The following is a 20,424-nucleotide window of genomic DNA, read 5'->3' as shown; positions in this document are numbered from 1 at the left end:
CCTAAATGCAGTATAGACAATATCATTGATTTTATATCGACTACTTATAAAGCGTGCAAAATCAAAGAAAAACATATTATAAATAGTGGTATGATTTGATATAAATACAATCTCTACCATAAAATCCATGTTGATACAACGCAAAATAAGAAAATACTGAGCATTGACCCGTCACCATTGTGCCACTACAGTGTACGCTTTGTTATCAATAACAAAGTCTTAGTATCTGTGAATAGATTATAGTATTACCTCTGCCTTATCAGTGGCGAAATATAATAAACAACAGCCAATGCTACCGGCTTGATGCCAACGATAGGTATTTTGCATACTGAGCGTGGTTGATAGCGGCGATGTATTGTGCGTGATTCTAATGACTTTGTACTCTAATTAACGGCTTATGTGACTTATGAAATTTGCTTTATCGACTCTATCTACTACTGTGATGACGATTACGCTCATAGGTACAGCTGCGTCTACCGCCGCCAGCGCTAACGAGAATGATATTCGGGCACAGAATGAAGTGACACCCGTCGCTGTGACACAAATTATTGATGCTGACACTCCAATCAATATCCAAAACGTGGATAAGTTAGGGCGTGTTGAAACAGTCACTACAAATACTGAAATTGATAAAGCTGAGCATCGCAAGAGTCTGACCACTCTTATTGATCCTATTACTCATAAGAGTGTTGATAATAGCTATCCCTTAACAGTGTCTAGCCTTTTAAGCCTCGAGCAAGCGCAAAACATTTTATTACAAGTATCACCAAAAATCGCTGCTAACCAAGCGGCGATTGCCGCCAGTGAATATCAAACTGACGCTCTCAAAACCATAGATCATCCGCTGGTATTTGCTAGAGTTTCTGCCAATGCTTACAATTTGGACGCAGATATTGATTTATCGACACTCAAAAACGGTATTGTCAACGATATTAATAGTAATGTGGATAATATCATCCCCCCTATTCCGGATTTGCCAAATTTTGGTGAATTGGTTGGTGAGCGTATCCCAGACAACTACGAGTTAAAGCGTTCGGGCTCAACCACAGGCGCAGGAATTGGCGTGGTATGGCCTATTTATACCGCTGGACGCACTACGGCGCTGACAGGCGTATCTAATGCCCGTACCCAAGAGGCCGTCGCAGACAGCATCTTGGATACAAACGAGCTTTATAACACCTTGATTGAGCGTTATTTTAAGGCGCAACTGGCCATCATTGCAGCCTACTTACGCGATGATGCTTATGATACCTTGCAACAGACTGATCATATGGCGCAGCGGCTTTTTGAAGAAGGTTTCATCTCACGCGTTGATCGCTTAGAAGCACAATCTGCGCTTGCCGACGCCAAAAGCGAATCCGTCAATGCCAATAATGATGCACGGCTAGCAATGATGGCTCTACAGCGCCTATTGCGCACTGAATATCGCATCAAACCATCAACTCCGCTATTTGTTTCTAGCCGTCCTCTACCAGATGTAACCTACTTTCAGGATTTGGCACTCACCAATCATCCAGGTTTACAAAAAGTCGCCGCTAAGCGTGCGCAGGCCCAGCAACTACATGCGCTGTCAGATACCGGTTATAAGCCTACCGTTATGCTATATGGCTATGGGCAAGTGGAAAAAGATCCCAGCTGGGTAGCGGGTATATCTGCAAGCTGGAAGCTATGGGGCGGGCTCGATAAAACCGCATCATTGGCATCAAGTAATGCCAAAATACGCCAAGCCGATTTGTCTGAGATTGAAGTCAGTGACAATCTATTATTACTGGTCGAAAAAAACTGGCACGATGTTAATAATGCCCAATCACGTTATCAGGCATTACAAAGTAACGTTGAGCTGGCAGCAGAAGTACTGCGTTTGCGGCAGTTAGGGCTGCAAGAAGGACTAAATACCCCGATTGAGGTAGTCCAAGCACAAACACAGTCTCTTAAAGCGCGTACCGAACAAGCGCAAGCGGCGAACAGTTATGTACAGTCGCTCGCAGCCCTTATGCAAAGCTGCGGTACGCCCCTCGCCTTTAATGCTTATCTTAATGCCGCCGATATTCGGCTACCAACATTGTATGAGAAATAGCATATCCAATTTGCTCTCTTAACAGAGCATGGTGCTATATTAGACAACACCTTAAAAAACATTAAACAACAAACGACTTATTCTGTTTATTACCGACTTTATTGCTTTAGGAATCTCACTGTCATGACTGAATCTACAAACGAATCAGACGACTCGCGTAAATTAAACGACTCAGACCAATCAACCGAATCAAGCAATACTGATAATGAGCAGGTGCCCATTGATCCTGTGGTCGATGCAAATGACATTGAACAACAGCAAACAGTCCCGAGTTATAAGCGCGATTCAGCAAAAACCGATAAGTCTGCGATGATAAAAAAGGCAATTTTGGCGCTACTTGTGCTAATTATATTGGGCGCAATTGCTTATGGTTTGTACAAAAGCAATCAACACAATGAGCCTGAGATTATTACCTTGCAAGGGCAGATGCAAATGCAGCAAACGTCCATCGCGGCAAAAGTGCCCGGACGTATTGCAAAAATTATGGTCACAGAAGGTGATGCTGTTACGGTCGGTCAGCAGCTGATTGAGATGGACTCTCCTGAGATTAATGCGAAGATCAATCAAGCGCGTGCCGGTAAGCAAATGGCACAGAGTCAATTAGATAAAGCAGAAAATGGTGCCCGCCCGCAAGAGATCGCTCAAGCAAAAGCGGCGTGGCAAGCCAACAAAGCGGCATCTGATTTGGCCGAAAACACTTATCAGCGGGTCAATCGCCTTTATGAAGAAGGACTGATGGCACGGCAAAAACGCGATGAGGCTTATGCGCAATATTTGGCTACCCAAGATCAAACTGAAGCCGCACGCTTGCAGTATGAGTTAGCAATGGAAGGCGCTCGCAGTGAAGATAAATCAGCGGCAACAGCACAAGTCGCGCAAGTCGATGCCCAATTAGAGGAAGCTTTGGTGGCAAAAGAAGAAGCGAACTTAAAAAGCCCTATTGCTGGCGTTGTAGATACTGTCATTGTCAATGCAGGCGAAGTCATTGGTCAAGGGGTTCCTTTACTTACCTTGGTCAATACCAATGAGCAATGGGTGGTATTAAATGTCACTGAAACGTATTTGAACCAGTTTGCGATTGGTCAGCGCTTTACTGGCACTATTCCCGCTTTATCATCGCCTGAGAAACCTTATACCAAACAGTTTACTGTTTATGCCACCTCTACGTTATCTGACTTTGCAACTTGGCGCCCGACCAATAACGACGATGGTTTTGATGTCCGTACCTTTGAAGTCAAAGCGCGACCGACAGCGCCTGACAGACGGATTCGCTCGGGTATGAGCGTTGTTGTGCGCATCAATCCCGCCCTTGTTAATCAGACTCAAGAGTAAGCCATGCGCCTAACCAAGCTAAGTAGGCTAGGTAATGCTTTTTTACGCAGTGCTGCCTACGAGCGCCGTTTTTTAGCCAAAAATCCTTGGGATTTTAGTATGGTGGTATGGATACCATTGGCTACTGTGTTACTGATTTGGTGGATTTTTTCCCAAATACAAATCACAGATTTACCCATTGGCGTGATTGACAATGATCGGGGGCCTGTAGCCAATACTGCCGTACGTTATTTGGAAGCCAACCCTAATCTGACAGTGAAACAGCTTTATCATTCGCCTGCTGCGGCAGAAGCAGCCATCTTGCAACGTGATATTTATGCCGTGGTTATTATCCCTGAGGATTTCTCCCGCAATATCTCATCAAGCAAACCCGCTCCCATCATCTTGCAAGTAAATGCTCAATACGGTACCCACTCTGGCATCATTCAAACCAGTGTCCAGTCGGTAATCGGCACATTATCGGCAGGCGTTGAGATACAGCGTTTAGTGAAGCAAGGTGTGGCACCATCACAAGCGGCGATTGCTTACTCACCTATCAGTATTCAACGTATCAGCTTGTTTAATGCAGTTACCGATTATCAACAATTTTTGGCGTCAACGGTCATTCCTGCACTGTTGCATATTTTAGCAATGGTTGTCGGTGCAACGACTATCGGCCGTGAGCTGCGTGATAAGCGCATAGGACGTTGGTATCGCTTTATTGATGGCAGTCGCTCTGACTTAACGCTACCTTCTAATGATATTGAAGCTAATACCTTAGATAACGTGGCAAGTAGTCAATTACCAGCACCAAAAAACGTGAGTGTTTTAGTGTTAATATTTGGCTTATTGGGCAAGTATTTTTGGCCGATTCTCGCTTACAGCATATGGGCAATACTGGCAATATGGCTTGCAGCGCCGCAGCAATCCATCGCCGTCAGCTCTATCATTGCCACTTATCTTGGTCTGGTGCTATTGATGATGCTATCATTTTGGCTGGGGGCATTATTCACCTTGGGTTCATACTCATTACGTATGGGCTTGTCAGCTACTGGTTTTATTTCAGCGCCTTCCTATGCATTTGCGGGCGTTACCTTCCCTTATATCGCCATCAGTGACAGCGCCCAACATTGGTCAGATGCCCTACCACTTACCCACTATCTTAAGCTACACATTGCCCAACTACAGATGCAAGCGCCGGTTGCTGTGTCATTGCCAATTGTCTATGGGCTCACTCTAGCGACGCTTATCGCTATGTTCTTAACCGCTTTGTTGAGTAAACGCGCACTGGCGCATCCTGAACGTTGGGGAGCACGCTAATGTCATTATCACCAAAAAATAATTTATCTACCACAACGCCAAATTCAACAGAGAATTCATCAACAAGCTTCTTTGGCAGCTTTTTACAGACCATCAAAGACGTCTTCTCTGATAAAGGCGTGCTGTTATTATTGATGATTGCGCCTATTATTTATGGCTTCTTTTATCCTTGGCCGTATTCAACGGAAATCGTTAACCATGTACCTGTTGGTATTATTGATAAGGACAATAGTAATTTATCACAAACCATCGTCCGCTATGCCAGTGCCAGCCCGCTGCTAGATACCAAACGCTTTTTAAATGAGCAAGAAGCCATCGATGCCATGTGGACAGATGAAATCGCGGGTTATATGATTATCCCAAGAGGACTTGAACAGCAAGTGTTATCAGGAAAAGCAGCTAGTGTCAGCGTTCTGGGTAATGGTGGCTATTTTCTGTTAAATAAAAACGTACAAATGGGGTTTTTACAAGCGGTCAGTACTGTATCAGCAGGTATTGAAGTTAAGAAAAGTGTGGCGCAAGGAGCATATTTAGCTACCGCCGCTGCCAACACCCAAGCGGTGCCATTAAAGATTATCCCTTTGTACAATCAAACAGAAGGTTATGGCGCTTACGTCGTGCCTGCAGTATCCATTCTTATTTTGCAACAAACGCTCTTGATGTCAACGGCGATGCTGGTTGGAACTTGGTATGAGCGACGTCGTCATAAAACCAGTATTCGCGGCTGGCTTGGTCGTATTGCGGCGATGAGCATGTTCAGCTTCGTTATTGGCTGCTTTTATTATGGCTGGGCATTCGAGCTTCACCATTATCCGCGCGGGCAAAATATGCTTGGCAGTCTATTATTCCTACTGTTGTTTTGCCCAACTGTGGCAACACTGGGTTGCGTAGTGGGCCTTTGGTTTCGCCAGCGTGAGCGCAGTATGCAAATTTTAATTTTCAGCTCGCTACCGATGTTTTTTGTCAGCGGTTACCCGTGGCCAGCAAACCAACTTCCAGAATTTTTACAAATCATTCGCTGGTTATTACCAACCACACCGGGCATAAACACCTCTGTTCAGCTTAATCAAATGGGAGCTAGTGTCGCGCAAGTGGCGACAGGTTTTTATGCGTTGGCAGGACTGTGGTTGTTTTACTTTTTGCTTCTACTATTTATCCGTTGGTTTACGTCAGAGCGTAAAAGCGCTTATTAACGTAGAAACCTAAAAACTACATTAATATGACTTTAAAGTATTTTGAGGAGTCTAAGAAATAAGATGAAAATTAAAAAAGCATTTTTAATCGGATTTTGTATGATGTTAGTTATCGTCCTTTCTTTTTTAGCTTATGATGCGTATAAAGGCTTTCAAGTAGGAATGGGAGTATAAAAACAGTTTTGAAGACTTCATTTCATGCACTATTAAGATAAAATCTGAAAGTTCAAATATATATAACCAATAAAAAGCGCCTGCAATATTGCAGACGCTTTTTATTGACCTACTTTAACGTTTTTGACTTTTAGAACACACGGTTAAGGCCATTTAATGCCGCTACTCGATACGCTTCCGCCATCGTTGGATAGTTAAAGGTCGTATTCACGAAGTATTCAAGCGTCGCATTACACTTCATCACTGCTTGGCCAATATGAATAATCTCTGAAGCATGGTTACCGTAGCAATGAATACCTAAAATCTCTAATGTCTCACGATGGAATAAGATTTTTAAGACCCCAGAACGCTCGCCGATAATTTGTGCGCGTGCCAGATGCTTAAAGAAAGCCTGACCGACTTCATAAGGAACTTTAGCATCCGTCAGCTCTTGCTCCGTCTTACCGATAGACGAGATTTCAGGAATAGTATAGATACCTGTCGGTACGCTAGATACTGGCTCAGCATCACTATCACCGACCATAAATGCTGCAGCACAACGGCCTTGATCATAGGCAGCTGAAGCCAATGATGGCCAACCAATAACATCACCTGCCGCATAAATATTGTCGACTTCAGTACAATAGGTATCATCTACTTTTAACTGACCACGGCTATTGGCTTCAAGCCCCACCGCTTCTAAATTTAAACTTTCTGTATTACCTGAGCGACCATTTGACCATAGAATGGCATCAGACTTAATTTTTTTACCACTTTTAAGATGCAATATTACACAGTCATCATGGGTCTCAAGATGATCAATTTCTTCGTTGTTACGAATAACGACGCCAAACTGTCTAAAGTCATGGGCAAGCGCATCGCTAATCTCGCTATCCAGATAACTTAACAATTTATTTTGGTTATTAATTAAATCAACTTTATAACCCAGACCAGTGAAAATAGAGGCATACTCACAACCAATTACCCCTGCACCATAAATGATAATCTTTCTGACCACATAATCCATTTGTAATATTTTATCAGAGTCAAAAACGCGCGGATGATCGAAGTCTAAAATTTCAGGACGATAAGGGCGGCTACCAACGGTAATAATAGCTTTATTAAAAGTGATGGTTTCGAAAGTATTTTCGTCAATTTCAATTCGTAATGTATGCGCGTCAATAAAGTTTGCCCAACCTTGAATGACCTCGATACGATTACGCTCATAAAAGCGCGCGTGAGTGGTGACCTGATTGCGAATCACTTGACGCGCTTTGGCTAAAACGATATTTAGTGGGACTTGTTCATAATCCATCGCTTTGGTGAACATTGGGTCACGGCGAAAGTTAATTAAGTTAAATACTGATTGGCGCAGCGCCTTACTCGGAATCGTACCGACGTGGGTTGAGTTACCACCGACTTGCTCACGCGGATCAATAACCACTACTTTTTTACCAGATTTGGATAACTTCATCGCGGCTGCTTCACCAGCAGGACCTGCCCCTAGTACGACAGCATCGTATTCAAACTCATGTTTGTCATTTTTTAGGCGTTTTGAGTCTTTGCTGAAGCCCGATTTAATATCAATACGCGTATCATCGAGCGGATTGACCAAATCAGGATGATGCATGATATCGTCAGTGACCTGCTCATGGGTTTGTTCGATTCTCTCTTTTTTGTTTTTACCCTCAGTATGCTCAGGGTTTGGCGCGCGGCCACTCTCTTTATTAGACACCTCAGTATGAGTATCTTTACCGGTATCATTGGTCGCGTCGCTTATAGGTTTGCTTCCCATCGTATCCTCTTTATTAATTTATGAATCTGTTTTTTAGGCTATGAATGCATCAATGTATAAATGAAATCAAAGTCATGGCGCTAAAGTTTGCCTACCATACGTGGTGATAAGATTTTTTGCAATCTCAGCTACTATGATGCTAGAGCTGTCATTATTTTTTAGATAATGTAGTGAATGATTTTAATCAGCCGATGCGGCGTTTCAAACCGGTCATCTGTAAGATTCGAGTGGCAATCTCTTCAACCGACATCTCTGAGACATCAAGGCTTGGAATGCCCTGAGAAGTATAAATACCTTGTATGGCACGCTGTTCTTGCTGACATTGCTGATAACTGGAATAACGGCTACCTGCGCGGCGTTCTTGACGGATTTTCACCAAGCGATCGGTATCGATGATCAAACCAAATAGCTTGTGTTTATGCTCACGTAAGGCTTTTGGGAGCTGATTGTCGTTTAAGTCTTCTTCAGTCAAAGGATAATTGGCCGCACGAATACCAAATTGTAGCGCCAAGTATAATGACGTTGGGGTTTTACCAGAACGCGAAACTCCGATAAGAATAATATCTGCCGCATGATAATGACGGGTACGCGCCCCATCATCATTATCTAGCGCAAAATGCACCGCATCGATACGTTCTTTATAGGTTTCAGAATCGACATTATCGTGCGCATGACCTGAATGCCCATCCGGCTCTACACCGGTCTCTTCCGCTACGCGTCCGATTAGACCTTCATACATATCCAAGTTACAGCTGTGTGCTGAGTTGATTTTTTCACGAATTTCAGGGTTTACAATGGTATCGAACACCAATGGCAGTAAGCCATCTCGTTGATAAGCCATGTTGATTTGCTCAACCGCATCTTCAGCACGCTCTAAATTATCCACATAAGGTAACACTCGCGTCTCAAAAGGCACTGAGGCAAATTGACTCAAAATAGCGCGTCCAAGGGTTTCTGCGGTAATCGCAGTGCCATCAGAGATAAAAAATGCCGTTCTTATATTTTCTGCGTTATCGACCTCTAAAGCCTGCTTGTTCTGAATCGTAGAATTGGCTTGTGGGGACGAATGGTTTACGTACATAACGTTGACACCTTTATTTAAACCTTGGTTGAAAACTCAATAGCCGTTTTTGATTTTTAGCATCTAGCGCTGAATAGTTTGGTCATCTGCGTCTCACATTTATGCCTGATATTATACGCATAATAGGCGCTCAATAGTAACCAATGTTACAAGCGTACACTTAGCATTACGTAGATTCTGATATCACGACTCAAAGTAAAACCAATATTAAGTTCGCCAAATCTTATGCAGCCTTCTCATAAATATGTAGCAAATCTCACAATTTGTACCTTTTTCATCATTTTTTTGCTTTAAGCTCTCGAATTTCTCAAAATATAGGGGTATAATCGACCATTATAATCCTTACTAAATAACCTTATTTTCTGGAGTTATCATGGCGGCGAAATCTACAGCACTTGTAATCAATCTTGATCAGTTAGGAAAAGACGACATTAGCATGGTCGGCGGTAAGAATGCATCGCTTGGCGAGATGATCAGCAACCTGTCTGATTTGGGTGTTAGTGTTCCAGGCGGCTTTGCCACCACTTCAAATGCCTTTGACCGTTTTTTGACCGAAACTGGTCTTATTGACAAAATTAATAGTGAGCTGAAATCATTAGATGTTGATGACGTTAATAAGCTGGCTGAGACTGGTAAAAAAATCCGTAATTGGATTATTGAACAAGAATTGCCAAAAGATTTAGAGCAAGAAGTACGTAAATCATTCGAAGAAATGAGCGCTGGTGAAGATATTGCCGTTGCTGTACGTTCTTCTGCGACTAATGAAGATTTACCGGATGCTTCATCTGCAGGTCAGCAAGAAACTTATCTAAACATTCGTGGTATTGATAACGTTCTTATCGCTATTAAAGAAGTATTTGCGTCTCTTTATAACGACCGTGCTATCTCTTATCGTGTGCATCAAGGCTTTGAGCATTCAGGTATTTCTCTATCTGCAGCGGTTCAACGCATGGTACGTTCAGAAACTGGCGCTGCTGGTGTTATGTTCACGCTAGATACAGAAAGTGGGTTTGATCAAGTAGTATTCATTACTTCAAGCTATGGCTTGGGCGAAATGGTTGTACAGGGCGCGGTTAATCCTGATGAATTCTATGTATCAAAGCAACTACTTGCTAATGGTAAACCTGCGATTATTCGCCGTAACCTAGGCAGTAAGCATAAGAAAATGATTTACGGTGACGAAGGTAGCACCACTAAATCTGTAAAAATCATTGATGTCGAAAAAGAAGATCGCATGCAGTTCTCTTTATCGACTGAAGAATTGAATTCACTTGCCAAGCAAGCGATGACCATTGAAAAGCATTACGGCCGAGCGATGGATATCGAATGGGCGAAAGACGGTGATAGCGATAAAATCTTTATCGTTCAAGCCCGTCCAGAAACCGTTAAGAGCCGTCAAGACAGCAACGTCATGGAGCGTTATGTCATTAACACCACTGGTGCCAAAGTATTGTGCGAAGGTCGCTCAATCGGCCAACGTATTGGTGCTGGTAAAGTTCGTATCGTTAACAGCTTAAACGAGATGGATAAAGTACAGGAAGGTGATGTGCTAGTATCAGACATGACGGATCCGGATTGGGAACCGGTCATGAAGCGTGCGTCAGCTATCATCACTAACCGTGGTGGTCGTACTTGTCACGCGGCGATTATCGCTCGTGAGCTTGGCGTACCAGCGATTGTTGGTTGTGGTAATGCCACAGAATTATTGGTTGACGGTCAAGACGTGACCGCTTCTTGTGCTGAAGGTGACACAGGCTTTATTTACGAGAGTCAGATTGATTTTGAAGTAAAAACCAACTCTGTTGAGTCTATGCCAGAGCTTGCCTTCAAAGTAATGATGAACGTTGGTAACCCAGATCGTGCTTTCTCATTTACCCAAATGCCAAACGAAGGTATTGGTCTTGCCCGTCTTGAATTCATCATTAACCGTATGATTGGTGTGCATCCAAAAGCGCTGCTTAACATGAACAGCTTGCCACGTGAAATTTCACAAGCTATTAATGAGCGCATCGCCGGTTATGCTTCACCCGTTGATTTTTACGTAGATAAATTGGTTGAAGGTATCTCAACGTTAGCCGTTGCCTTTATGGATCAGCCTGTTATCGTTCGTATGTCAGATTTCAAATCAAACGAATACGCTAACTTGCTTGGTGGTAAATTATACGAGCCATCAGAAGAGAACCCAATGCTTGGTTTCCGTGGTGCTAGCCGCTACGTCTCTGATAACTTCCGTGATTGCTTCGAGCTTGAGTGTAAAGCACTAAAGCGCGTACGTGATGAGATGGGCTTGACCAACGTTGAGATTATGATTCCATTCGTCCGTACGGTTGGCGAAGCCAAACAAGTGATCGAGTTACTTGAGAAAAACGGCCTAAAACGTGGCGAAAACGGTCTACGCATTATCATGATGTGTGAGCTACCAACCAACTGCTTACTTGCAGAAGAGTTCCTAGAGCATTTCGATGGTTTCTCAATCGGATCAAACGATTTGACTCAGTTGACCCTAGGTCTTGACCGTGACTCAGGTATCGTCTCACATCTATTTGATGAGCGTGATCCTGCGGTTAAAAAACTACTATCTATGGCAATTGATGCTTGCCGTAAAGCAGACAAATATGTCGGTATTTGTGGTCAAGGTCCATCAGATCATCCAGATCTAGCTATGTGGCTCATGGAGCAAGGCATCAGTTCTGTGTCATTAAACCCTGACTCAGTACTAGACACTTGGTTCTTCTTAGCGGGTGAAGAAGTAAAGTAAGCTGCCGTCTAAAGGTTAAGTACTAAAGATTAGTAGTAACAAGCAATACTAGTACACTTTATTATTAGGGTTTGTGTGCCAATCATCATTCATTTTGATGACATGGCATACAAACCCTATGCTGTATTTAGCAGGCAAGTATATTTCTAAAGAAAACGACTTGTGAATTTTAAATACGCCCTAATATAGTGATCTAAGATATGACCAACGATGTAGGCAACTATGCAGATTTTCCTTGCTCGAAATAACGTACAAGCCGGTCCATACACCTTGGATCAGCTCAATATTATGCTCACCTCTGGTGAGGTGCAATTAGATGATTTGATTTGGCACGAAGGCCTAGATCAGTGGCAGCGCGTTGGTAACTTGACGAACAATCAAGCCTTTTATCGCCCTGCAGCTACTCATATAGCAACGCCTGAGGTCAATGACTCTATTATCAACAATGTCACTGTTTTCCCAGAAGATGATATAGCAGATGCTAATAAAGACAAACAGTCGGTATCGCTAGATCGCTTATATGGCAAACCTGAACGCTCAAAAGATACCACTAAAAACACCAAAGCAGACATGACGACCAATCGTCAATATAAGCCAACTGGCAATGTCTCGCTGAATAAATCTGGTGCGAATAAAAACGCCACTGCTAACGACAAAGTCATTGGTAATGTGGTACTTGCGCCTATTATGTCGCGCCTACTAGCCACAGCTATTGACTGGCTATTACTGATTATTGCATTTTTACCTTTATTTATGGCTATAAATAAGCTGGGTGGTTTTCCTACAGACTTAGCGAGTATGGATCAAATGCTCGCTTTCTCTCTAAACTTAGCCGAAAAAATACCGCAAAGCACACAGCTGATATCGAATGTTATGTTATTTGGCCTCGTTACTATACAACTCGTATTTATTGTTTTACGGGGACAGTCGATAGGTAAAGTTATTACAGGTATTCGGGTAGTCGATCGAACCACGCACCGTTTACCTTCTTTTTTTAGACTAGTAGGCATGCGTACTATTTTATTAGTACTTATCTATTTACCTTTTTTTACTACCTTTATAGCCGCTCTGTTGTTAGCCGTGAATTACTATATGGCTTCTAAAAGCCCTAAAAATATCGGTTGGCATGACAAACTGGCTAAAACCCTAGTGGTTAAAGCTGACAGCAGTCAATTAGTAAAAGAGCCTAAAATAAAATAACCCTTTTGTTGGTTATTAATACCTCTGATGGTTGTGATAAAAAGCAGCGTATTAGCGTTGCTTTTTTATCGATAAAAGAACAATGATTTCAATTAATAATTTTTATTAACAGCGGCGCATTGATTAACCTTTGTGTTCATCAGTGACTACTGTTATAATACGGCGCTTTATAAACTAAGCTTATTCCCTGTTATTTTTTATAATAATGGTCAGGATTTGAGCTTACCTTATAAATCTCCTTGCTATTAACATAGGGTTAATAGCTACTAATCCGTAAGGAGTCATAATGCGACATTACGAACTGGTGTTACTTGTACACCCAGACCAAAGCGACCAAGTGGTCGGCATGGTTGAACGCTATATCAAGTTAGTTCAAGACAACAACGGCACAATCCATCGTCTAGAAGATTGGGGTCGTCGTCAACTGGCTTACCCAATTAACAAGATTCACAAAGCTCATTACGTTCTTTTCAACATTGAAACTAACGGTGAGACTTTAGCTGAACTTGAAGAATTATTCCGTTATAACGACGCGATCATTCGTAGTCTAGTTATGCGCCGTGACGACGCTGTCACTGAAGAGTCGCAGTTAGCCAAGAATGCCGATGAAAAACGCGCACGCAAAGCAACTACTCGTCGTCCAGATCGTGATGATAATGACGACAACGACAACAACAGTGATGACTAATTAAAGGAGAATACTCATGGCACGTTTCTATCGCCGTCGCAAATTCTGCCGTTTCACTGCTGAAGGCATCACTCACATCGATTATAAAGATGTTGAATTGCTAAAACAGTACATCAGTGATAATGGTAAAATCGTACCAAGCCGCATTACCGGTACCTCTACTAAATATCAGCGTCAACTAGCTACTGCTATCAAGCAAGCTCGTTATTTATCGCTACTTCCGTATACTGACAACCATCAGTAATTTAACCGTTAACTAGGAATGACTCATGCAAATTATTTTGTTACAGCGTATCGTCAACCTTGGTAAACTCGGTGAAACTGTCGATGTGAAACCAGGTTACGGACGTAACTTTCTTATCCCTTTGGGTAAAGCACTACCTGCTAACGCAGCTAACATTGAAAAGTTCGAAGCACGTCGTGCTGAGCTTGAAGCTGAAGAAGCTAAAGAAGTAAGCGTTGCTCAAGAACGTGCTGATGCATTGACTGACGTTAATGTTATCATGCGCGCTAAATCAGGCGACGAAGGCAAGCTATTCGGCTCTATCGGTACTCGCGATATCGCTGAAGCATTGACTAACTCAGGTCTAGAAGTTGACCGTGCTGAAATCAAGCTTCCTGAAGGCACTTTACGTCAAGTTGGCGAATATAATGTTGATATTCAACTACATCATGACGTTACCGCTACTATTCTAGTTACCATTCTTTCTGAAGATGGCGACAAAGAAGAGCAAGCTGTAGAAGAAGATGTAGCAGACGAAAACGAAGACTATTCTGAAGAGTAATTTTTAGAATATCTGAGTTCAGTCTATATAAAAAGCCAGTAACGTCATGTTGCTGGCTTTTTTGTATTAGCAGCTATATTCACGCTCATAAGATGAGCTTGAATACCTCCTTTAAGATAGGTGGCTGAGAATGCTTACTTCCGCTAGATTTTTACCTTAATTGTTCACCGCAACCTATAATAATAAATTTTAGCAATGACAAGTAACACATCACCCATACGACTGATACTTAATAATAAAATACTACCCATAAAGTCGTCTTTAATATAATCCGCTGAATTGATATTCTGTCTATACTTAGCCACAGAATATGACAGGATAATATGATAAATACCGGTGATAAATTAAAATGTATTCAAGGTAATGATGTGTACTTAGAGGGTGAGATTTATACTGTCGGTAGAATCGTCAATAATAAGTATTTCCAGATATTGACTAGCAGTAACGATGACCATTGGTATGCTACATTAGATAATGAAGGCATATATGTCAGCTTTGACTCTAATACAGCACAAGACAATAAAGCTCGATTTGATAAGCTAGCTTAAGGATAAGCTATCTTGGGGGCTATCTCTTTGGCTAAAAATCTAGTCGATTACATAATTGATAATTTATAGAACGTGGCCATTCAGCTGCTAACTTTGGTGTATCCTGGCTAGCGGCAAGAATTTTGACCGCGTTAATCCAGCCTGCATGGCCAACCGCTAATATTGGCGTCCTGTCTCTCTCACAAGCTCGTTCAATGCTTCTCGTATTCAACCACCCTTCAATATGCTCAAATAACTGCTGCAAACTCTCGCCATTGTTTGGCGCAAAGTGGGCAAAATCATTGCACCAATCATCAATGTCTTTTTTCTCAATTTGCGCCCAAAGCCGACCATCCTAATGTTGATACATGCAAAACAAAAACCACATACTCTGATAGTATGTGGTTTTTGCCACCGCAAAGTTAAGGTGGCATATTTTTAAGTTTTAACATTATCAGCTTTTTGGTAACACTATTTTATCAAATACCACTTAATACCGTCGCTAAGGCGATCTCTAATGGCTTTGATTACTTTAATAGTATCTTGGGTTATATTGGTTTAGTTATTATATTTGGTACGATTATCAGCCTAGTCTTTGAAAAAACGGATGCCGCTATTGTGGTAGCAATACAAGCATCATCTTTATTTGGTTATTGACCTTAGTATTTATATAAAGCCTTAGTTAAGTTATTAAAAAAAGATTCAAAGAGATATTTAAAGAGAAAGCCATGAAGATTTTAATCGCCCCCGACTCGTTTAAAGAAAGCTTAGAGGCATTGGATGTTTGCCACGCTATCCAAGCTGGATTCAGTCAAGTATTTCCTGACGCTGACTATAAGCTACTGCCTATGGCAGATGGTGGCGAAGGCACTTCTGCGGTGTTGTCCTATGTATTGGGTGGGCGCTGGAAAGAAGTGCGTGTCCATGATCCCTTGATGCGACCCATTAGCGCAAAATATCTATTATTGCCTGATGAGACCGCTGTCATCGAAATCGCCCAAGCGTGCGGCTTACATCTATTGACTGTGGCAGAGCGCAATCCTGTTATTGCCAGCAGCTATGGCGTCGGTGAGCTGATTGCAGATGCTCTAGAGGAAGGCGTAAAGCGTATCATTATCGGCCTCGGTGGTAGTGCCACCAATGATGCAGGACTTGGCATGCTAATGGCATTAGGCATGACGTTTCATGATAGTGATGTAAATAAGCTATCCCAAGGTGGCGGCGAGCTTGCCAATTTACAGCGATTAGATGCGACAAGCTTTCATGTCAGCGTGTTAGAGACAGTATTTGAAGTGGCTTGTGATGTGACCAATCCTCTATGCGGCGAGTTGGGTGCCAGTGCTATCTTTGGCCCTCAGAAAGGCGCTAGCTCGCAGCAAATTAATGATTTGGATAAAGCGTTAAGTCACTTTGCTAGTGTATGCGAGCAGCATGGCTATCAGAATTATCAAGAGATAGCAGGCGCTGGAGCAGCTGGCGGTCTTGGCTATGCGTTAATGACCTTTTGCAACGCCCAGTTGAAGTCAGGCTTTGATACTGTTGCCAAGGTTGCTAACTTATCGCAGCACATTGCTAATGCGGATCTTGTTATCACTGGCGAAGGTAAACTTGACGCACAAACCGCCATGGGTAAAGTCGCTGGCGGTATCAGCCAGCTTGCCAAAGCCAGTCATACTCCAGTCATTGCTATTTGCGGCAGCGTTGATGGGCTAAAACCTGCTCAGACCAGCCAGTTCGATGTCATTATGCCCAGTATCCAAAAAATAGATACCATCGATAACGTCTTTAAAAACGCTTATCGCAATATTGAAACCACCGCTGCCAATATTGCTGCGGCAATAAGATTGGGTCAAAGCATGAGATAAGGAGCAGTCCTTTGAAGCTTTTGTTAACTATCAGCAAACCTAGCTCACTCCTAGCTATTCATTGTAATTTTATAGTCATTTTTGGGTTTCATTAAAGCATGCTATCATTCAGATGACTATTGATAGCATCTCTTAGAGATGATTTTATAATTAACCTCTTTTTATCAAGGAAGATAAATGACAGAATTTAACCCAGATAAAACCGTACTCACTTCAACGGTAGACATCAACGAGCCTTTGGTTATTAGAGAAAGTAATAAAGACTTAAGCAGCGTCGTTACCCTCACACTAAACCGCCCAAAGCAATTCAACGCCCTATCCGTTGAGTTGCTTTCTGCGATGAAAACCGAGCTGGACAGCATTGCCCAAGATAATAATATTCAAGTTGTAATCATTGCAGCAAACGGTAAGGCGTTTTGTGCTGGTCATAACCTAAAAGAGATGCGCGCCAATCCCAATGAGGCTTTTCAGCGCGCCTTATTTGAACAATGTAGCCAGATGATGCTAACCATCAATCAGATGCCGCAAGTGGTCATCGCAAAAGTGCAAGGCATCGCCACCGCTGCTGGCTGTCAACTGGTCGCAGCGTGTGATTTGGCCGTCGCCTCGGACAATGCTAAATTTGCAACCTCTGGCATAAATGTTGGGCTGTTTTGCTCCACGCCTGCTGTCGCTGTCAGTCGCAACTTACCTCGCAAGCAAGCATTTGAGATGCTGATTACCGGTGAATTTATCGATGCATATACTGCATTGCAGCAAGGATTGATCAATCGTGTGGCACCCGCTGAGCAATTAGATGCGACCCTGCAATCTTTGATAGATGCTATTACTGCCAAATCTTCGGTCGCTGTTAGAACAGGGAAAAATATGTTTTATAAGCAGTTAGATATGGAATTAGCAGATGCTTATGAATATGCTAGCGAGGTAATGACTTGCAATATGATGGCGGATGATGTAAGTGAAGGCATTGACGCCTTTATCGAAAAGCGCCATGCGGTATGGACAGGACGTTAAAGGTTATATCACCATACTAAAGCTACAAAACTAAAGTCACAAAAAGATGCCTTTAGTATGGTATTTAAGCCAATACAGTCCTTATCAATCATAAAAATAATTAGGAGGACGAACGGTAAGGTTTGAGATTTACTCGGGTACTTCAGGTACTAAGGTAGCAAGCAGCTCGTTTATTTCCACTTTAAATTCTCTATCTTCAATTTTATTGGCGCTTATTTTAGCGTTTTGTAGACTCTTAATAGCTGCATCAGTTTGACCCAATTCAAGTTGTAGTTCGGCCATAGAAAATGCAATCGATGACAGATGGTCTTTTGAATTAATCGCAGCGGCTTTGTCTAAGGCTTTTTGATAGATAACCAGCGCCTCTTCTAAATCTTCAGTGAAGTCAGCCAATGTCTCCCACTGTTCAGGGTGATCTTTATCGCTCTTCTCATTTTCAATACAAAGATCTTTTAGCTGCGCATAAAGTGAATCAAATGTCTTTTGATCGTTTTTACTGTCAGCTTCTAATAGGTTTTCTGCTAACACATAAATCGATTTATATATTTTGGTATTAATCATAACTTGTCACCCTTTTTTATTGCTCGTTAAATAACGATATCGTCAGTCCAAATAAAGCAAACACAGCTGTGAATATATTTCCTTAGCAAAAACGCCCTCTTCTAAGACTCGGAGGCGTTTATACCATTAGAACTGCATTTTTTTAAATTATATTGATTATAAACTAATTAACATGAATAGCTTACAGAAAAGGGCGTGATATCGATATCACACCCTTTTACCTTTATTCAAATATCAAATTAAGTAAGTTATTCAGCAGCTATTACTGTGATTTCTACCAGCAATTCAGGACGCGCCAATGCAGATTCACCGCAAGCACGGGCTGGTGGTTGTACGCCTTCAAACCACTTATCCCATACTTCATTCATCGCGGCAAAATCAGACATACTTTTCACCCATACTGTCGCTGACAGCAGCTTTGATTTATCACTGCCTACTTCTTGTAGTAAGCTTTCGATTTTTTCTAGGCAAGTTAGAGTTTGGGCTTTGATGTCATCCTCAGCGTTGCCAACTTGACCAGATAGATAAATGGTCTGGTTATGAACAACAATTTTACTCATACGCTGACTACTATGGAGCTTTTGCATAGATTATTCCCTTTAAACAATTAGCTAGAAAAACGTTGAGCGCTAAATGGCTCGACATCGACCAATAGAGGCTTATCATGAATCATCTCTTCAACGAGACGACCTGTCATAGGCCCTAAAGTGAAGCCTTGGTGGCTGTGACCAAATGCGAACCATAAATTATCGTGAGCAACCGCAGGACCAATGACCGGCTTCATATCAGGCATACAAGGACGTGATCCTGCCCATGCCTCACTCTCAACGGCATCTTCTAGTGGCAATATTTTTCGAGCAAGCTTTAGTACCGTTTTCAATTGCCCAAAGTTCTTTGGCGCATCCATCGTGGTCATCTCAGCACCCGTCGTAATACGGATGCCTTGCTGCATCGGTCCCATGACAAAACCTTTATCCATATCAAACATACTGTGATTGATCGTGTTCTTCTCTGTCACTTTAAAGTGCTGATGGTAGCCACGCATCGGGAATAACGGTAGATTATAGCCAAGTGGTTTGATCAAATCATTAGACCAAGGTCCGGCAGCAATAACCAACTTGTCACTATAAAAAGTGTCGGTATCGGTTATGACTTTCCAGCCGTTTTCGTCTTGCAAAACTTCCTTTACGCTACTCTCTTTAATCGTACCATCCATCTCTTGGAAGTTTTTTGCATAAGCTTTGACCAATGAGCTTGGGTTTGATACTTGCCAAGAGTTTAACCAATGAATGGCGCCAACAAAGCCTTCAAAATTGGCGCTAGGTTCTATTGCCTTTAATTCTTCTACCGTCAACACATTATGCTCGACGCCCTGATCACGGTCTTTGATGGCGGCAGCAATAGCTACTTCCAAAGTCTCTTCAGAACGATGTAGCTGCAACCAGCCTTTCCGGCTGATCAAATCTTCAGCGTTTGCGGCGGTAATCATGGTTTGGTGTTCGCTGGTGCAATGTTCAATCAGGGTTTGCCACTCGCTTTCTATTTTTTTGACTGAAGCTGGCGTAGAGTATTTCCAATACTGCAATAGCGCCTGATGGTAGCGCAAAATCGCCGGTATTCGATAGCGGATATCAGTACCTTGGTTAGGCAATACGCGTATCATTTCAGTCAGCTGGCGCGGAAACGGATGCGTATGAATCGCCTCTCGCTGAATCAATCCAGCATTACCATATGAAGTTTCTGAGCCTGGTAGTTTTTTATCTAAAAGTAAAACTTGAGCGTTGTTTTTTTGTAGATGCCAAGCAACTGATGTGCCAACCATACCTGCACCGATCACAATAACTTCATAGCGCATAACCTATCCTTTTCTTATGGTCTTAATACGAGTGTCGAATATAAGGCTTTAATAAATAAGGTAGTAATAGTAACGCATTGAGCCAAATATTAAACCCTTATCTAATAAATATTTTTGCTATTCAATACTTTTGGTTATGCACTTTTCTAAAAGGTATTTTTGCAAGGAATAGTGAGAAAAATTAGCTGAAATAGAATCATATGTTTAATAACTCATAAATCATCAATACTAAGAATAGCGA

The 20,424-nt window shown here is 42.2% G+C and carries 19 protein-coding genes; 13 read left to right on the top strand and 6 right to left on the bottom strand.

The genetic code is table 11. The features are described 5' to 3' along the window. Positions 1–406 precede the first annotated feature (406 nt). The 4 genes from EPB74_RS00175 (at position 407) to EPB74_RS00160 (ending at position 5,901) form a co-directional block, all read left to right on the top strand. Positions 407–2,077, top strand: a complete 1,671-nt coding sequence (locus EPB74_RS00175) for a TolC family protein (RefSeq protein WP_274902144.1) — start codon at positions 407–409, stop codon at positions 2,075–2,077. A gap of 123 nt (positions 2,078–2,200) precedes the next feature. Beyond that, positions 2,201–3,409 carry an HlyD family secretion protein gene (locus EPB74_RS00170; RefSeq protein WP_274902143.1) on the top strand — a complete coding sequence of 403 codons (1,209 nt, stop codon included), beginning with the start codon at positions 2,201–2,203 and terminating at the stop codon, positions 3,407–3,409. A gap of 3 nt (positions 3,410–3,412) precedes the next feature. After that, positions 3,413–4,708 (top strand): ABC transporter permease, encoded by a 1,296-nt coding sequence (locus EPB74_RS00165; protein WP_274902142.1) that lies wholly within the window; start codon positions 3,413–3,415, stop codon positions 4,706–4,708. Next, positions 4,708–5,901, top strand: a complete 1,194-nt coding sequence (locus EPB74_RS00160) for an ABC transporter permease (RefSeq protein WP_274902141.1) — start codon at positions 4,708–4,710, stop codon at positions 5,899–5,901. The genes EPB74_RS00165 and EPB74_RS00160 overlap by 1 nt, the downstream gene beginning before the upstream one ends. Positions 5,902–6,205: 304 nt before the next feature. Here EPB74_RS00160 and sthA read toward each other — a convergent pair whose 3' ends face one another. Both sthA and ppsR read right to left on the bottom strand, forming a co-directional pair. After that, positions 6,206–7,849 (bottom strand): Si-specific NAD(P)(+) transhydrogenase, encoded by a 1,644-nt coding sequence (gene sthA / locus EPB74_RS00155; RefSeq protein ID WP_274902140.1) that lies wholly within the window; start codon positions 7,847–7,849, stop codon positions 6,206–6,208. 184 nt (positions 7,850–8,033) lie between these two features. Then, positions 8,034–8,930 carry a posphoenolpyruvate synthetase regulatory kinase/phosphorylase PpsR gene (gene ppsR / locus EPB74_RS00150; protein WP_274902139.1) on the bottom strand — a complete coding sequence of 299 codons (897 nt, stop codon included), beginning with the start codon at positions 8,928–8,930 and terminating at the stop codon, positions 8,034–8,036. A gap of 373 nt (positions 8,931–9,303) precedes the next feature. On the opposite strand from ppsR, the gene ppsA reads away from it, so the two are divergent. The 6 genes from ppsA to EPB74_RS00120 all read left to right on the top strand — a co-directional run bounded on the left by ppsA (position 9,304) and on the right by EPB74_RS00120 (position 14,909). Continuing rightward, complete coding sequence (ppsA, locus tag EPB74_RS00145; RefSeq protein ID WP_274902138.1) at positions 9,304–11,688, top strand: phosphoenolpyruvate synthase; 2,385 nt, start codon at positions 9,304–9,306, stop codon at positions 11,686–11,688. 222 nt (positions 11,689–11,910) lie between these two features. Beyond that, on the top strand, positions 11,911–12,888 hold the full coding sequence (locus EPB74_RS00140; protein ID WP_274902137.1) for an RDD family protein: 978 nt from the start codon (positions 11,911–11,913) through the stop codon (positions 12,886–12,888). 286 nt (positions 12,889–13,174) lie between these two features. Then, positions 13,175–13,576, top strand: a complete 402-nt coding sequence (gene rpsF / locus EPB74_RS00135) for a 30S ribosomal protein S6 (protein ID WP_079692063.1) — start codon at positions 13,175–13,177, stop codon at positions 13,574–13,576. A 16-nt stretch (positions 13,577–13,592) separates the two neighbouring features. Then, positions 13,593–13,820: a 30S ribosomal protein S18 gene (gene rpsR / locus EPB74_RS00130; protein WP_058368567.1), complete on the top strand. Its 228-nt coding sequence runs from the start codon at positions 13,593–13,595 to the stop codon at positions 13,818–13,820. A 25-nt stretch (positions 13,821–13,845) separates the two neighbouring features. Continuing rightward, complete coding sequence (gene rplI / locus EPB74_RS00125) at positions 13,846–14,361, top strand: 50S ribosomal protein L9 (RefSeq protein ID WP_079692064.1); 516 nt, start codon at positions 13,846–13,848, stop codon at positions 14,359–14,361. 323 nt (positions 14,362–14,684) lie between these two features. Further along, on the top strand, positions 14,685–14,909 hold the full coding sequence (locus EPB74_RS00120) for a hypothetical protein (protein WP_274902136.1): 225 nt from the start codon (positions 14,685–14,687) through the stop codon (positions 14,907–14,909). A gap of 31 nt (positions 14,910–14,940) precedes the next feature. Here EPB74_RS00120 and EPB74_RS13420 read toward each other — a convergent pair whose 3' ends face one another. Next, the gene (locus tag EPB74_RS13420) at positions 14,941–15,222 is read right to left on the bottom strand and encodes a histidine phosphatase family protein (protein ID WP_446740005.1); all 282 of its coding nucleotides are present in this window, start codon (positions 15,220–15,222) and stop codon (positions 14,941–14,943) included. A gap of 128 nt (positions 15,223–15,350) precedes the next feature. Here EPB74_RS13420 and EPB74_RS00115 point away from each other — a divergent pair, with 128 nt between their 5' ends. The 3 genes from EPB74_RS00115 (at position 15,351) to EPB74_RS00105 (ending at position 17,767) form a co-directional block, all read left to right on the top strand. Continuing rightward, positions 15,351–15,545, top strand: a complete 195-nt coding sequence (locus EPB74_RS00115) for a hypothetical protein (RefSeq protein WP_274902135.1) — start codon at positions 15,351–15,353, stop codon at positions 15,543–15,545. A 71-nt stretch (positions 15,546–15,616) separates the two neighbouring features. Further along, positions 15,617–16,753 (top strand): glycerate kinase, encoded by a 1,137-nt coding sequence (locus EPB74_RS00110; protein WP_274902134.1) that lies wholly within the window; start codon positions 15,617–15,619, stop codon positions 16,751–16,753. A 177-nt stretch (positions 16,754–16,930) separates the two neighbouring features. After that, positions 16,931–17,767, top strand: a complete 837-nt coding sequence (locus EPB74_RS00105) for an enoyl-CoA hydratase (protein WP_274902133.1) — start codon at positions 16,931–16,933, stop codon at positions 17,765–17,767. Positions 17,768–17,896: 129 nt separating this feature from the next. Here EPB74_RS00105 and EPB74_RS00100 read toward each other — a convergent pair whose 3' ends face one another. From EPB74_RS00100 to EPB74_RS00090, 3 genes are all read right to left on the bottom strand, one after another. Continuing rightward, positions 17,897–18,328, bottom strand: a complete 432-nt coding sequence (locus EPB74_RS00100; RefSeq protein WP_079692069.1) for a Replicative DNA helicase — start codon at positions 18,326–18,328, stop codon at positions 17,897–17,899. A 248-nt stretch (positions 18,329–18,576) separates the two neighbouring features. Next, positions 18,577–18,915 carry a RidA family protein gene (locus tag EPB74_RS00095; protein ID WP_274902132.1) on the bottom strand — a complete coding sequence of 113 codons (339 nt, stop codon included), beginning with the start codon at positions 18,913–18,915 and terminating at the stop codon, positions 18,577–18,579. Between the two features lie 20 nt (positions 18,916–18,935). Further along, positions 18,936–20,183, bottom strand: a complete 1,248-nt coding sequence (locus tag EPB74_RS00090) for an NAD(P)/FAD-dependent oxidoreductase (RefSeq protein WP_274902131.1) — start codon at positions 20,181–20,183, stop codon at positions 18,936–18,938. Positions 20,184–20,424: the final 241 nt, after the last annotated feature.

This window comes from Psychrobacter sp. DAB_AL62B, from assembly GCF_028895345.1.
Classification (GTDB): Bacteria; Pseudomonadota; Gammaproteobacteria; order Pseudomonadales; family Moraxellaceae; genus Psychrobacter.
Note: the sequence above shows the minus strand (reverse complement) of the source record. Positions and strands in the feature narration are given on the sequence as shown.

Excerpts from the sequence above, each read along its gene's own strand:
- EPB74_RS00175 (WP_274902144.1), top strand. The coding sequence starts at position 407 with ATGAAATTTGCTTTATCGACTCTATCTACTACTGTGATGACGATTACG.
- EPB74_RS00170 (WP_274902143.1), top strand. The coding sequence starts at position 2,201 with ATGACTGAATCTACAAACGAATCAGACGACTCGCGTAAATTAAACGAC.
- EPB74_RS00165 (WP_274902142.1), top strand. The coding sequence starts at position 3,413 with ATGCGCCTAACCAAGCTAAGTAGGCTAGGTAATGCTTTTTTACGCAGT.
- EPB74_RS00160 (WP_274902141.1), top strand. The coding sequence starts at position 4,708 with ATGTCATTATCACCAAAAAATAATTTATCTACCACAACGCCAAATTCA.
- sthA (WP_274902140.1), bottom strand. The coding sequence starts at position 7,849 with ATGGGAAGCAAACCTATAAGCGACGCGACCAATGATACCGGTAAAGAT.
- ppsR (WP_274902139.1), bottom strand. The coding sequence starts at position 8,930 with ATGTACGTAAACCATTCGTCCCCACAAGCCAATTCTACGATTCAGAAC.
- ppsA (WP_274902138.1), top strand. The coding sequence starts at position 9,304 with ATGGCGGCGAAATCTACAGCACTTGTAATCAATCTTGATCAGTTAGGA.
- EPB74_RS00140 (WP_274902137.1), top strand. The coding sequence starts at position 11,911 with ATGCAGATTTTCCTTGCTCGAAATAACGTACAAGCCGGTCCATACACC.
- rpsF (WP_079692063.1), top strand. The coding sequence starts at position 13,175 with ATGCGACATTACGAACTGGTGTTACTTGTACACCCAGACCAAAGCGAC.
- rpsR (WP_058368567.1), top strand. The coding sequence starts at position 13,593 with ATGGCACGTTTCTATCGCCGTCGCAAATTCTGCCGTTTCACTGCTGAA.
- rplI (WP_079692064.1), top strand. The coding sequence starts at position 13,846 with ATGCAAATTATTTTGTTACAGCGTATCGTCAACCTTGGTAAACTCGGT.
- EPB74_RS00120 (WP_274902136.1), top strand. The coding sequence starts at position 14,685 with ATGATAAATACCGGTGATAAATTAAAATGTATTCAAGGTAATGATGTG.
- EPB74_RS00110 (WP_274902134.1), top strand. The coding sequence starts at position 15,617 with ATGAAGATTTTAATCGCCCCCGACTCGTTTAAAGAAAGCTTAGAGGCA.
- EPB74_RS00105 (WP_274902133.1), top strand. The coding sequence starts at position 16,931 with ATGACAGAATTTAACCCAGATAAAACCGTACTCACTTCAACGGTAGAC.
- EPB74_RS00100 (WP_079692069.1), bottom strand. The coding sequence starts at position 18,328 with ATGATTAATACCAAAATATATAAATCGATTTATGTGTTAGCAGAAAAC.
- EPB74_RS00095 (WP_274902132.1), bottom strand. The coding sequence starts at position 18,915 with ATGCAAAAGCTCCATAGTAGTCAGCGTATGAGTAAAATTGTTGTTCAT.
- EPB74_RS00090 (WP_274902131.1), bottom strand. The coding sequence starts at position 20,183 with ATGCGCTATGAAGTTATTGTGATCGGTGCAGGTATGGTTGGCACATCA.